Origin of the sequence: Polaribacter aestuariivivens (assembly GCF_005885675.1) — a bacterium.
Classification (GTDB): Bacteria; Bacteroidota; Bacteroidia; order Flavobacteriales; family Flavobacteriaceae; genus Polaribacter; species Polaribacter aestuariivivens.
The window spans coordinates 314,871-329,751 of the sequence record NZ_VANR01000001.1 but is presented as its reverse complement, the minus strand read 5'-3'; the positions used below and the strand labels follow the sequence as shown (position 1 = coordinate 329,751).

At 29.4% G+C, this 14,881-nt stretch carries 7 protein-coding genes; 6 read left to right on the top strand and 1 reads right to left on the bottom strand.

Annotated elements, in window-relative coordinates:
* Positions 1 to 499: 499 nt before the first annotated feature.
* Together FDT66_RS01425 and tamL are read left to right on the top strand one after the other, a co-directional pair.
* Positions 500 to 5,533 (top strand): translocation/assembly module TamB domain-containing protein, encoded by a 5,034-nt coding sequence (locus FDT66_RS01425; protein WP_138534366.1) that lies wholly within the window; start codon positions 500 to 502, stop codon positions 5,531 to 5,533.
* 3 nt (positions 5,534 to 5,536) lie between these two features.
* A complete protein-coding gene (tamL, locus tag FDT66_RS01420; RefSeq protein WP_455430483.1) occupies positions 5,537 to 7,822 on the top strand; it encodes a translocation and assembly module lipoprotein TamL in 2,286 nt (761 codons plus the stop codon).
* Between the two features lie 13 nt (positions 7,823 to 7,835).
* Here tamL and FDT66_RS01415 read toward each other — a convergent pair whose 3' ends face one another.
* On the bottom strand, positions 7,836 to 8,522 hold the full coding sequence (locus FDT66_RS01415) for a Crp/Fnr family transcriptional regulator (RefSeq protein WP_138534365.1): 687 nt from the start codon (positions 8,520 to 8,522) through the stop codon (positions 7,836 to 7,838).
* A gap of 104 nt (positions 8,523 to 8,626) precedes the next feature.
* On the opposite strand from FDT66_RS01415, the gene FDT66_RS01410 reads away from it, so the two are divergent.
* The 4 genes from FDT66_RS01410 to ccoN all read left to right on the top strand — a co-directional run bounded on the left by FDT66_RS01410 (position 8,627) and on the right by ccoN (position 14,879).
* Complete coding sequence (locus tag FDT66_RS01410; RefSeq protein ID WP_138534364.1) at positions 8,627 to 11,002, top strand: heavy metal translocating P-type ATPase; 2,376 nt, start codon at positions 8,627 to 8,629, stop codon at positions 11,000 to 11,002.
* A gap of 2 nt (positions 11,003 to 11,004) precedes the next feature.
* Positions 11,005 to 12,369, top strand: a complete 1,365-nt coding sequence (gene hemN, locus FDT66_RS01405; protein WP_138534363.1) for an oxygen-independent coproporphyrinogen III oxidase — start codon at positions 11,005 to 11,007, stop codon at positions 12,367 to 12,369.
* Positions 12,370 to 12,496: 127 nt separating this feature from the next.
* A complete protein-coding gene (ccoS, locus tag FDT66_RS01400) occupies positions 12,497 to 12,673 on the top strand; it encodes a cbb3-type cytochrome oxidase assembly protein CcoS (protein WP_138534362.1) in 177 nt (58 codons plus the stop codon).
* A 10-nt stretch (positions 12,674 to 12,683) separates the two neighbouring features.
* Positions 12,684 to 14,879 carry a cytochrome-c oxidase, cbb3-type subunit I gene (gene ccoN / locus FDT66_RS01395; protein ID WP_138534361.1) on the top strand — a complete coding sequence of 732 codons (2,196 nt, stop codon included), beginning with the start codon at positions 12,684 to 12,686 and terminating at the stop codon, positions 14,877 to 14,879.
* Positions 14,880 to 14,881: the final 2 nt, after the last annotated feature.

The following is a 14,881-nucleotide window of genomic DNA, read 5'->3' as shown; positions in this document are numbered from 1 at the left end:
TCCAGTATTTAAAATTTGTGTTGTATTTGCATTGTAAGAATATCTAAAACGAAAACCTTGCCACTTCATACCAGCAAAAGTACTTACAAAAGTTATAAAGGGATTATTTGGAACTTTTTTATAGGATTTAAAGCTAACAAAATACCAAAGAAAATTGACCATCAAAAATATATTATGCGCCAAAATCAAAACGATTAAAACTACCTTGAAGCATAAAGTTAGAGAGTAAATATATTTTACTTTTGCTTGCAAATTAAGTTCTATAGTTTTTTTTAAAGAGTAAGTAATATTTCGCGTGAATCGAAGTGATAATTCTTGTTATATTGCAAGATATTACCAAATATAGGCTCAAATATTGAAATAAAACCAAAACTAAAATAAAAATATTAACATTTTGTTGAGGTTTTTTTGTGCTGTAAGAGTTAAAATAATAGTTAATAAAAATAAATTGACTCATTTTACTAACGTAAATTTGCAGTCTTAATAATCAAGCTATTAAATGTCTGCAAAAAAAGAAAAAAAAAGAAAATATCGTTTTTTAAGAAGAACATTGAGGGTTTTTTCAGGTATTCTCTTGTTTTTATTTTTAGTAGTACTTTTTATTAGAAGTTCTTGGGGGCAAAATATTATTGTAGACAAAATTGTTGGTTACGTTTCCGATAAAACAAATACAAAAGTAGCAATAGAAAAACTTTTTATAACTTTTGATGGAGGTGTGCAGTTAAATGGCTTGTATTTAGAAGATAAAAAAGGTGATACTTTAGTGTACGCTAAAACCTTAGAAGCAAATATTCCTCTTTGGAAAATGATTAGAGGAACTGCAGTTGGTGTAGATAATCTAGATTTACAAACCTTTAAAGCAAACATTGTTAGAAAAGATACCATTTCGGGTTATAATTTTCAATTTTTAATTGATGCTTTTGCTTCAGAAAACAGAAATGCATCAGTGAATGATAATACTACAAAACCTGTTGATGTTGTTTTGGGTGATTTGCTTTTCAAAAATATTGATGTATTATATGATGATGAAGTTTTAGGAATAGACAGTCATTTTAAAATTGGAGAGTTGGCTGCAGAAATGCAAAAAACAGATCTAGAAAATATGATTTTTGATGCCAACGATATAAAGCTACAAAATTCAACAATAAAGTTTATTCAAAAACCGTCTCAATTAACAGATACTACAGAAGTTCCATTACCAAAGTTTTCTTTAGAAAATTTAAAGATTAAAAATGTTAAAGCGTATTACGAATCACAAATAGATAAATTAAATTCTGACGTAAATATTACAGATTTCTCTATAGAAAACTCTCAAATAGATTTAGCACAAAAAGAAATTGACATAGAAAAAGTTGAGCTAAAAAACTCCAAAATAGTACTTAATACCTTTTTAAATAAACCTTTAAGTACTAAAAACAATACAAAAGAACTAGCAATAGAATGGCCTAGTGTTAATGTAAATATTAGCGAAATAAACTTAAGTAATAATAAAATCGGTTATTTTGAAAATAATGCAAAACCACAAAAAAATACATTTAATCCAAAAGCAATTTCGTTTCGTAATTTTACTGTAAAAGGTACAGATTTTTATTTAAAAGAGAATACAGCAGGTGCTGATTTACAGCAATTTAATTTTGAGGAAGCTTCAGGTTTAAATTTGAATCAATTAGCGTTTGAGTTTGAAGCAACAGACTCAACAATGAATTTAAACAATATCAATTTTAAACTAAATGAAAATAGGCTTTCTGGGGATGTATCATTAAATTATGTATCACTAAATCAACTATTAAAAACACCTGAAAAAACAAAAGTTAATGTAAATATTCCTTCATTTACGGCATCTTTAAAAGAGATTTTTAAATTTCAGCCTTCTTTAAAAGAAAATATTTATCTAAAAAAAGCGAGCAATAAATTAATTTCTGGAAACATACAAGCTAAAGGTAATTTGGCAGCAGTTAATTTACAAAGTGCAAAAATAAATTGGGGAAAATATACAACACTTTCTACAGCTGGTACTTTTAAAAACATTACAAATCCCAACAAATTATCTGTAAATATTCCAAACTTAAAAGCGAATACAAAACGTAGCGATATCAATCAGTTTATAAGTGAAAAAGAATTAGGAGTTCAGTTGCCAGAAGACGTTTTACTTACAGGTAATATTTCTGGTTCTCTAGAAAATATTTCAACCAAATTAAAAATTGAAACCACTCAAGGAATTGCAAAAATTAAAGGTAACTTCAACAATAGTAATACACTAAGCTATGATGCAGTTGTAGAAATTGATAATTATAAGGTAAATGAATTATTAAACAATCCCCAATTTGGTGAATTAAGCTTAACACTAAATTCAAAAGGAAGTGGAAAAACTGTAAATAATTTAGATGCAACCTTAGAAGCAAACGTATCTAAATTTACTTTAAATAATTATGCAATAAAAGACTTAGTTATTAATGGTGATATTAAAAATGGAGAAGGAAACATAACATCAAAATACAAAGATACAAACCTAAATATAGCACTAAATGGAGACGTTTCATTAGATTCTATAGCATCAAAAGCTTCTGTAAAGTTAGATGTTATTGGGGCAGATTTACAAGCTTTAGGTTTAATGAACAGAAACGTAAAAACAGGAATGGATATTTCTGTAGATTTTGAAGGGAATTCAGAACAATATAAAATAGATGGAAACATTATTAACGGTGTAATTGTATATGATAATAGAACTTATCTTTTAGGATCAATTCAAGCAAATGGATACGTAAATAAAGATACAACTTCTGTATCTGTAAAAAATAAAATGCTTGATTTTAAGCTAGAATCAAACACAGATCCACAAACTTTTTCCAAAGCATTAGAACGTCACATAAGTAGTTATTTTTATAGAGATGAAAAAGTAGTAGATTCTATTAAAAATCCAGTAAATTTAAAATTAAAAAGTAAAATATCTCAAACATCATTATTAAAAGATGTTTTTTTAGTAAATGTAAAAGACATAGATACCATTGATGTATCTGTGAATTTTAATGAAAAAGAAAGACAATTAAAAGCAAATATTACAGCCCCACACATAAATTATAGTGGCAATGAGCTAGATAGTTTAGTGTTTTCTATGAATACAGATAAAGACAATTTTAATTTCAATTTAGGGTTTAAAAACATAACTGCTGGTCCATTAGATGTGCCAAGAACATATATTACAGGTAACCAAAATAATAACGAGTTATCATTAAATTTTGCAGGTTCACATAAAGGTAAAACCTTAATGAATGTAAACACAAAAATTACAGGTAATAGAGAAAGATTAAGATTTACAGTTAATAATGATAGCTTAATTTTAAATAAAGAAAAATGGACAATTCCCAAAAACAATGAAATTGTATTGGTAAATAATAATTTAGAATTTCAAGAATTTAAAATACAAAAAGGAAATCAGTCCATAGAAATCACCGATAAATTACCAAATATTAGTAAAACTCATATTGCAATTGAGTATGAGAATTTTAATATAAATGAAGTTTTTAATTACCTGAACCCAGAAACCGAAATTACCACAGGAATTTTAAATGGTGATTTTATTTTAGAAGATCCTTTTCAAGATGCAGGTATTGTTGCAGATTTAAAAGTTACCAAATTAGAAGTTTTAAAAACAAATTTAGGCACATTAAACATAAATGCTAAATCTTTGGGTTATAGCAAATACGACTTTAATGCAGCCTTAAAAGATGGTGATGTAAACCTAAATTTAGAAGGAGATTATTTAGTGAGTAATTCCGAAGCTAATTTGAATTTAGATTTAATTATAAATGAATTTAAAATGAAAGCCTTAAATACTTTTTCTTTAGGAGAAATCAAAGAAACAGATGGCAGTTTTTCAGGTAAATTTAAAGTAACAGGTACAACTTCCGAACCAAAATATAATGGTGAGCTAAACTTTAACAACGCAGGTTTTAACATCTCAAAGCTAAACACAAAATTTTTATTAAAAAACGAAACTTTAAAAGTAGATAATAGTGGGCTATTGCTAAAAAACTTTACAGTTTTAGATGCGAAAAAAAACACCTTAACCTTATCAGGAAAAATAGGCACAAAAAGTTTTTTAAATCCAACTTTCGACTTAAATCTAAATGCTAAAAACTTTCGAATGTTAAACGCAACAAAAGAAGATAATGAATCTTTTTATGGAATAGCAACATTCAACGTAAACGCAAAACTAACAGGCGATCTACAAATTCCAAAACTAAACGCAAAACTAAAATTAGGTGAAGGTACAAATGTTACTTACGTAATGCCAACAACCTATGCAAATATTGAAGAAAGAGATGGTGTAGTTGCTTTTGTAAATAGAGAAAAACCCAATGCAATTTTAACAAGAACTGAAGAACAAACAGCTACAATTACTGGTTTTGATATTTCTGCAAATTTAAAAATCGATAAAAAAGCAGCAGTTACAGTTGTTATAAATAAAAATACTGGTGATAATTTTAAAGTTTCGGGAGATGGTGATTTTAACTTTACAATGGTTCCAAATGGAAGAATTAATTTTACAGGAGGTTATGAAATATATGATGGTCATTACGAACTAAATCTTTACAATTTAGTTGATAGAAAGTTTTCTATAGCTCCAGGAAGTCGTGTAAGTTGGTCTGGTGATCCTTTTGACGCAAAATTAGATGTAAAAGCAATTTATAAAGTAGAAACAGCTGCATCAGCACTAATGGCATCACAAATTTCTGACGCTGATGCGTCAGTAAAAAGCAAATACAAACAGGTACTACCATTTCAAGTTTATTTAAATATTGATGGTGAATTATTACAACCAAAAATATCTTTTGCTTTAGACATGGCAGAAGACGAACGTGGAGCAATTGGAGGGCAAGTTTACGGTCGAGTTCAACAAGTAAACCAGCAAGAAGCAGAATTAAACAAGCAAGTTTTTTCGTTATTAGTATTAAACAGATTTTATCCAGATTCAGGAAGTGATGGTAGTTCTGGTGGTTTTGCAACTGTGGCAAGAAATAATTTAAACGACGCAATTTCCGGACAATTAAATGCTTACTCAGACAAACTCTTAGGTAGTTCTGGTATAGAGTTAGATTTTGGTTTAAATAGTTTTACAGATTATCAAGGTGATGCTCCAACAGATAGAACTCAATTAGACATTGCAGCACAAAAAAAATTATTTAATGATAGGTTAACAGTAAGAGTTGGAAGTGAAGTAGATGTACAAGGAAGTAGTACTACAGAAGAAAATTCACCATTAATAGGTAATGTAAGTTTAGAATATAAAATTACTGAAGATGGTAGGTATCGCTTAAAAGGGTTTCGAGAAAGTAAGTTTGAAAATGTAATAGATGGTCAAACAATTGTAAGCGGTATCGCATTAATTTTCACAAAAGAATTCAATGAATTCAACGAACTTTGGAATGCAATTTTGCGCTCTCAAAGTAAAAAAGAAGAAGAAAAAAATAAAAAAGAAAAAGAGGTAAAAGAAAATAATACCAAAAAAAGTATTGACAAGAAAAAGAACTAAATTTTGAAAAAAACAGCTACATATTTTACATTTTTACTTTTTTTAATTACAATGCTATATGCTTGTAGCATAAAAAAATACATCCCAGAAGAAAAACGTTTATATACTGGAGCTACAATTAATTTAGAGGCAGATTCTACTGTACAAAAAGTAAGTGAATTAAAAACGGATTTAAAAACCGTTTTACGACCAAAACCAAATACTAAATTTTTAGGGATGCATTTGGGTTTATACTATTACTATAAAAATCAAAAAGAAAATCCTGGATTTGTTAATAAATGGTTATTTAAGCAATTTGGGCAAAAACCAGTTTATCAGTCAGATGTAGAGACGTATGAAATGCAAGAAATTCTTAGAAACAGACTCGAAAATCATGGTTTCTTCTACAGCAGAATTACATCTTCTTTCACAGAAAAAGAAAAAGAAGCCTCTATAACTTATAGTTTAAAAGTACCAGAACCATACAGAATGGAAACCTATCAAATAGATAGCATGGTTTCGCCAATTTATAAGGATGTTTTAGAGGCATCAAAAAGCTCTCCATTTAAAAAAAATATGCGATTTAGTTTATCAAATCTAAAACAAGAACGACAAAGATTAGATATTGAATTAAAGAAAAAAGGATATTATAATTTCAACGCCAACTTTTTACTTTTTGAATCAGATACCAATCAATATAAAAATAAAAAATTCGATTTATTTTTAAAAATGAAGGCAGAAGTACCCAAAGAAGCTACTGTACCCTATAAAATAAAACAAATTAACATATACCCAGATTACGATTTAAAGGATACTACAAAAACCAAGGCAAACCGTTACAAAAACAAAAATTATTTTCAAGATTCAGTTTATTTTAAACCAAAGTATTTAGACGAATTTATAACCTTAAAAGAGGGCGAATTTTACAATCCAATTACCTCAAAAAATACAGCAAGACGTTTATCTGGCATTGGAGCCTACAAATATGTAAATATTCAGTACAAAGAAATAGATACTGTTTTAACAGATAGTTTAGGAGCATTAGAAGCCAACATATTTCTTTCTCCATTAACAAAACGCGCCATAAGAGCAGAGTTACAAGCAGTCACAAAATCTAATAATTTTGCTGGCCCAAAGTTAAGTTTAACTTACAGTAATAGAAATTTATTTAAAGGAGGAGAAACGTTAAATATAAGTTCAAATATTGGTTACGAAACACAAATTGCAAGTGGAGATAATTTAGGGTTAAGCAGCTTAGAATTAGGTTTAAAAACAGAACTAATTTTTCCAAGAGTAATTGCACCTTTTTCTTTTAAAGAAGATTTTTTCGAATATTCAGTTCCCAAAACAAAAACAAGTTTAAGTGCTACGTACTTAAGTAGAAGTAAATTATACACCTTATTATCTGGAAATTTGTTTTTCGGTTATGTTTGGAATGCTAACAGATACATAACCTATGAAATTAACCCTGTTTCTGTAAATTATACAAGACTTTCAAATACTACAGAAACATTTGACGAAATTTTACAAAAAAATCCTTTTTTACAACGTAGTTTCGACCAACAGTTTATTTCTGGACTTACATTTTCCTTTACGTATAATGAAATGGTTAATGCCAATAAAACACATCAATTTTTTGCAAATTCTACAGTAGATGTGGCAGGTAATTCCATAAGTTTGTTTGCAAAAGAAACAGAAGCAGGAAAACCAAAAGAATTTTTAGGTTTGCAATATGCACAATATGCCAAAGCAGACGTAGATTTTAGATACCATTATAATTTTGGCAGAAATATGGAGCAAACTATCGCAGCAAGACTTTTTGCAGGTTATGGTTATGCGTATGGAAATTCAGATGTAGTTCCTTTTGTGAAGCAATATTTTTCTGGAGGTCCTTACAGTGTACGAGCTTTTCAAATTCGTTCTTTAGGACCAGGAACTTATAATGAAAAAAATGATCCTCAAACAAATGGAACTTTTTTCGATAAAACAGGAAACATTCGTTTGGAGGCAAATATCGAGTATCGTTTTCCAATATATTCGTTCTTTAAAGGTGCAGTTTTTGCGGATGCAGGAAACGTTTGGAATTCAGAATCAAACCCAGCATTCAATGGAAAAGATAAATTTACTTCTAATTTTATAAATGAATTGGGTATGGGAGCAGGAGTTGGATTGCGAATAGATGTTCAAGGATTTGTTATTCGTTTTGATTTAGCAGCACCTTTTCATGACCCAGCTTTAGATGAAGATAAACGTTGGGATTTCAGAGTAGATGAGCCCGTTTTTAATTTTGCGATTGGGTATTCATTTTAAACAAAAAACAAGCTTAAAAACCATGTGCAATTTTTTCCAATCCTTTAATATCTAAAATCTTAATTTCTTTTCCTTTAAATTCAATTATCTTTTTCTTTTTAAGGTCAGAAAGCAAACGAATGGCAGATTCTGTAGCTGTTCCAATAATATTGGCAATATCTTCTCTAGAAAGCTGTATGTTTATAATACCATCCTCATTTAAATCAAATTTTTCCTTTAACTTTATAAGTGTTTCAGCAAGTCTTTGTTTCACTGTTTTTTGAGCCATGTCAACAATTACGTTGTCAGCTTTTTTTAAGTTATTTGCCAAATCTTTTAAAACCCCCATTGTAAAATTGGGGTTTTTTGACAAATCTCTGATGATTTCTTCTTTTGGAATAAAACAAATTTCCATATCATTTAAAGCAACCGCTTTTAAGTTTGAAGTTTCGTCAGAAACCAAACTTCTTTCTCCAATAATATCGCCTTTTTGGATTAAATCTATAATTTGATTTCTACCATTTTCACTCATTTTAGAAACCTTACAAACACCATCTTTAATACAAAAAAGTCCATTTAAGTGATCTCCTTCTTCGAAAATAGTCTCTCCTTTTTTTATAATTTTAGAAGTTTTACATGAAGATAATCTTAATAACTCTTCTTTAGATAGGTACTTAAAAGAATTAAACTGTCTAATAATACATTGTTCGCATTTGCTCATGAAAATATCAAGTTATATTCATATCAAAGATATTAAAAACCTGATAAATATCATGTTTTAAAAGTAACTCTTATCGGAAATTTGCACAAGGCAAAAGAGTAAATATGAAATCTACACAATGTTATCACTGTGGTGATTCTTGTGATGATGATTTAATTAAATTCGATGAAAAAATTTTTTGTTGTAATGGTTGTAAAACTGTTTATGAAATTTTTTCAGAAAATGATTTAACTTGTTATTACAATTTTCAAGACAATCCAGGAGCTATTCCTTCAGAAATTCAGGGTAAATATGATTTTCTTGATAATGAAGAAATTGTACAAAAACTGTTAGAATTTTCTGATGGAAATACACAAATAGTAACCTTGTATATTCCACACATACACTGTAGTTCTTGTATTTGGGTGTTAGAAAACTTACACAAATTAAACTCCAAAATATCATCATCTCAAGTAAATTTCCCTAAAAAAACAGTAAGAGTAACTTATAATTCAACAACAACATCTTTAAAAGAAATTGTATTATTATTAAGTTCTATTGGTTACGAACCATATATTAGTTTAGAAGATTACGAAGCAGGAAAAAAGGTGGTAGATAGAAGTTTAACTTACAAGTTAGGTGTTGCAGGTTTCGCTTTCGGGAATGTAATGTTTTTATCATTCCCAGAGTATTTTGAAGTGTCAGAATTTTGGTTAGAACAATATAAAAATATTTTCAGATGGTTAATGTTTTTCTTTTCATTACCAGTTGTTTTTTATGCTGGTAAAGACTATTTTGTTTCAGCTTACAAAGGTTTACGCTCTAAAATTTTAAATATTGATGTTCCTATTGCACTCGGAATTTCTGTATTATTTATAAGAAGTTCTATAGAAATTATTTTCGATTTAGGAACTGGTTTTTTCGACAGTTTAACAGGGTTGGTTTTCTTTTTATTATTAGGCAAATTTTTTCAACAAAAAACCTACAATTTTTTATCTTTTGAAAGAGACTATAAATCGTATTTTCCTATTGCAGTAACTAAAATTTCTTCGGAAGGTAAAGAAGAAAATATTCAGATTTATGATGTTGATAAAGGTGACAGATTATTAATTAGAAACCAAGAATTAATTCCTGTAGATGGAATTTTAATCAATGGAAATGCAGAAATAGATTACAGTTTTGTAACTGGTGAAGCAAATCCAATTCACAAAAAATCTGGTGATAAATTATTTGCAGGTGGTAAACAACTCTCTGGAGTCATAGAAATGGAGGTTTTGTCCTCTGTTTCGCAGAGTTATTTGACACAGTTGTGGAGTAACGATGTTTTTCAGAAAGACAACAAATCGCATTTTAAAACGATTACTGATAATATTAGCAAAAACTTTACAATTGCTGTTTTGTTAATTGCATTTTTCTCCACAGCATATTGGTTGTTTTTCGATGCCAGCAAAGCATTAAATGTGTTTACAGCAGTTCTAATTATTGCTTGTCCTTGTGCAATAGCATTGGCGGCGCCTTTCACTTTAGGAAATATGTTGCGTATTTTTGGGAAGCAGAAATTCTATTTAAAAAATGCCACTGTAATAGAGCAATTAGCGAAAATAGATACACTAATTTTCGATAAAACAGGAACTTTAACTACGAATAAAGAAAGTACCATTAATTATGAAGGAGTTCCTCTAAATCAGCAAGAAAAAAGTATTTTAAAAAGTACTTTAAGAGCTTCAAATCATCCATTAAGTAGAACTTTGTACCATACTTTTAATGCAGTTGAAACTGTTGCCATTGTTCAGTATAATGAAGTTGTTGGAAAAGGAATAAGTGCAAACTATGAAGAAAACACACTAAAATTAGGTGCAGCTTCTTTTGTTAAAAACAATAACGAAAAAGCAACTTTAGATACAGCTGTTCATATAAGTTATAATGACGAATATAAAGGGAAATTCATATTTAAAAATGCCTATAGAAAAGGTGTAAAAACGTTGTTTTCATCCTTAAAAAAAACTTATAATTTATCTGTAGTTTCTGGAGATAATGAAGGTGAAAAAAAATATTTACAAGAAAATTTACCAGTAGAAACCAATTTGCTATTCAACCAAAAACCAGAAGATAAATTAAACGTTGTAGCAAAACTTCAAAGAGATAATAAAAAAGTAGCCATGATTGGCGATGGTTTAAATGATGCTGGTGCTTTAGCTCAAAGTGATGTTGGTATTGCATTGTCAGAAAATATAAACGTATTTTCTCCAGCTTGTGACGGAATTTTAGATGCTGAAAAGTTTAATAAAATTGGCACTTATATCAAGGCATCAAAAAAAGCAATTAAAATTATAAAATATGCCTTTCTACTTTCTTTATGCTACAATGTTATAGGGTTGTATTTTGCAGTAACAGGACAATTAATGCCTGTTGTAGCAGCAATTTTAATGCCATTAAGTTCTATAAGTATTGTTGTTTTTACTACAGTTTCTACTAATTTTTTAGGAAATAAAATAAAATAATTATGAAGCAATCACTCATTCAAAAATATAATATTCCAGGACCAAGATACACGAGTTATCCAACAGTTCCATACTGGAATAAAGAAGGAATAAATAAACAAGATTGGATTGATTCGTTTCAAAAATCATTCATAGAAAGTAATTCTTCAGAAGGAATTAGTATTTACATTCATTTACCATTTTGTGAGAGGTTGTGTACGTTTTGTGCGTGTCATAAGCACATTACGAAGCGTCACGAAGTAGAAGAGGAATATATAGAAACGGTTTTAAAAGAATGGAAACTATATGTGGCTTTGGTAAATGAAAAACCTATAATTAAAGAGTTGCATTTAGGAGGAGGAACCCCTACTTTTTTCTCAAAAGAAAATTTAAAATATTTAATGGATGGTATTTTTTCAATTGCTGAAAAACATCCAGATCATGAATTCAGTTTTGAAGGTCATCCAAATAATACCACCAAAGAACAATTGCAAACGTTGTTTAATTGTGGTTTTAGCAGAGTTAGTTTTGGCGTACAAGATTACAACGAAAAAGTACAAAAAGCGATTCATAGAATTCAGCCTTTTGAAGCTGTAGCACAAGTAACAAAATGGGCAAGAGAAATTGGGTATACATCTATAAGTCACGATTTAATTTTCGGCTTACCATTTCAAACCAAAGAAGCTGTAATTCATACCATAAATAAAACAAAAGAATTACAACCAGATAGAATTTCATTCTACAGTTACGCACATGTTCCTTGGGTAAAAGGTGTAGGACAAAGAGGTTTTAATGAAGACGATTTACCAAAAAACGACGAAAAAAGAGAGTTGTACGAAATCGGAAAAGAATTGTTTGCAGAATTAGGATACGAAGAAATAGGAATGGATCATTTTGCACTCAAAACAGATAGCTTGTATAAAGCAACTATTAATAAAACATTGCATAGAAATTTTATGGGCTACACAGCAAATAAAACTCAGTTAATGATTGGTTTGGGTATGTCTGCAATTTCCGATTCTTGGTACGCATTTGCACAAAATGTAAAAACGGTTAAGGAATATCAAAAGTTAGTAAACCAAGGTGAAATTCCAATTTTTAGAGGGCATTTATTAACAGAAGAAGATAGAGTTATAAGAAAACATATTTTAAATATGATGTGTCATTTTTCCACTTCATGGGAAGCTGATAATATGAAAATAAATAATGTTGAAAATCATTTAAAGTTATTAGAAGAAATGGAGAAAGACGGTTTGGTTAATGTACATGAAAACTTCCTTTCTATCCCAGAAAAAGCAAGACCATACGTACGTAATATTTGTATGGCTTTCGATTTTCATTTGTTAGAAAATAAACCGAAAACACAATTATTTTCTATGACTATTTAATGGATGCATTAAAAATGAAACCATTTTAGAATTATCGGTTTAACAAAAAATTAAGAAATATGATAAATGTCATATTTTAATAAACTCATCAATAGTATTTTTGATGTAATAAATTATCAGGCAAGATATGAGCGTAATATACCTACTACTAACACTAAGTATTTTAGTGGCAATTGTATTCTTTATCGCATTTATTTATTCAGTAAAAAAAGGACAGTATGATGATTCATACACGCCATCTGTTCGTATGCTGTTTGATGATGAACTAGTAAAAGTCAATCAAGAAAAATTAACTAAAGATTAAATTTAAAATTATGGAAATGCAACAATTTTATTACGATAATAAAATCGTAAAAAAATTCATCTACGCAACACTATTTTGGGGTATCGTAGGTTTTAGTGTAGGTTTATTACTTGCGTTTATGTTCTTATTTCCAAACTTAACAGATGGTATTTCATGGTTAAGTTTTGGGCGTTTAAGACCATTACATACAAATGCAGTAATATTTGCTTTTGTAGGTAATGCAATATATGCAGGTGTTTACTATTCATTACAAAGGTTGTTAAAAGCTAGAATGGCAAGTAACTTTTTAAGTAATTTTAACTTTTGGGGTTGGCAAGCAATTATTGTAGCAGCAGCCATTACACTTCCATTAGGATATACTTCATCTAAAGAATATGCAGAATTAGAATGGCCAATAGATATAGCCATTGCTTTGGTTTGGGTGGCATTTGGTGTAAACATGATTTGGACAATTTTACAAAGAAGACAACGTCATTTATACGTTGCAATTTGGTTCTATTTAGGAACTTTTGTAACGGTTGCAGTACTACATATTTTTAATAGTTTAGCCTTACCAGTAGGTTTTTTAAAATCTTATTCAGTTTATGCAGGTGTACAAGATGCACTTGTGCAATGGTGGTATGGACATAATGCAGTTGCATTTTTCTTAACTACACCATTCTTAGGATTAATGTATTATTTTGTACCAAAAGCTGCAAACAGACCAGTGTATTCTTATAGGTTATCTATTGTTCACTTTTGGTCTTTAATCTTTATTTATATTTGGGCAGGTCCTCACCATTTATTATACACGTCTTTACCAGAATGGGCACAAAATTTAGGAGTTGCATTTTCTGTGATGTTAATAGCACCTTCTTGGGGTGGTATGATAAACGGATTGTTAACTTTAAGAGGTGCTTGGGATAAAGTACGTACAGATCCTGTTTTAAAATTCATGGTAGTAGCCATTACAGGATATGGTATGGCAACCTTTGAAGGTCCAATGTTATCTTTAAAAAATGTAAATGCAATAGCACATTTCAGTGATTGGATAATTGCACACGTACATGTTGGAGCATTAGCTTGGAATGGTTTCTTAACGTTTGGTATGTTGTACTGGATGATACCAAGAATGTTCAAAACAACATTATACTCTAAAGCTTTAGCGAATTTTCACTTTTGGATTGGAACTTTAGGTATTATTTTATACGCTTTACCAATGTATGTTGCTGGTTTTGTTCAGGCATCAATGTGGAAACAATTTAATCCAGATGGTTCATTAACTTATGGTAATTTTTTAGAAACTGTAAACGAAATCATTCCAATGTATTGGATGCGTGCTATAGGGGGAAGTATGTTTATAGTTGGAGCTATTGTAATGTTATATAATGTTGTTAGAACTGTAAAATCTGGAAGTGGAGTAGAAGATGAATTAGCAGAAGCACCAGCCTTAAAAAAAGTTCCAAAATATAGAACAAAAGGTGAAGGTTATCACACTTGGTTAGAAAGAAAACCAATAAAATTAACAATTTATGCAACCATTGCTATTTTAATTGGTGGTGTAGTACAAATTGTACCAACTTTATTAGTAAAATCTAATATACCAACTATTAGTAGTGTAAAACCATACACACCTTTAGAGTTAGAAGGTCGAGATATTTATATTAGAGAAGGTTGTGTAGGATGTCACTCGCAAATGGTACGACCTTTTAGAAGTGAAGTAGAACGTTATGGAGAATATTCTAAAGCAGGTGAATTTGTATACGACCATCCATTTTTATGGGGAAGTAAACGAACAGGACCAGACTTACATAGAGTTGGAGCAAAATATTCAGATAGTTGGCACTTAAACCATATGTATGATCCACAAAGTACATCTCCAGGTTCCATAATGCCTTCTTACAAGTGGCTAATTAATAGCGAATTGGATAAATCTAAAACAATAGATAAAATGGAAGCTATGGTAAGTTTAGGTGTACCATATACTAAAGAAGAAATTGAAAATGCTCAAAAAGATATGTTAACACAAGGAGCAAAAATTGAAGAAAACTTATATGCTGATCCTGATTTTGCAAAAACCTATGAAGCAGATAAAAAATATGCCAATGAAAACGGTGAAGCTTTTGTTGAAATGAAAAACAGAGAGATTGTAGCTTTAATTGCATACATACAGCGTTTAGGAACAGATATAAAAGTAAAAGATGAACAAAAAACCGCTAAAAATTAGAA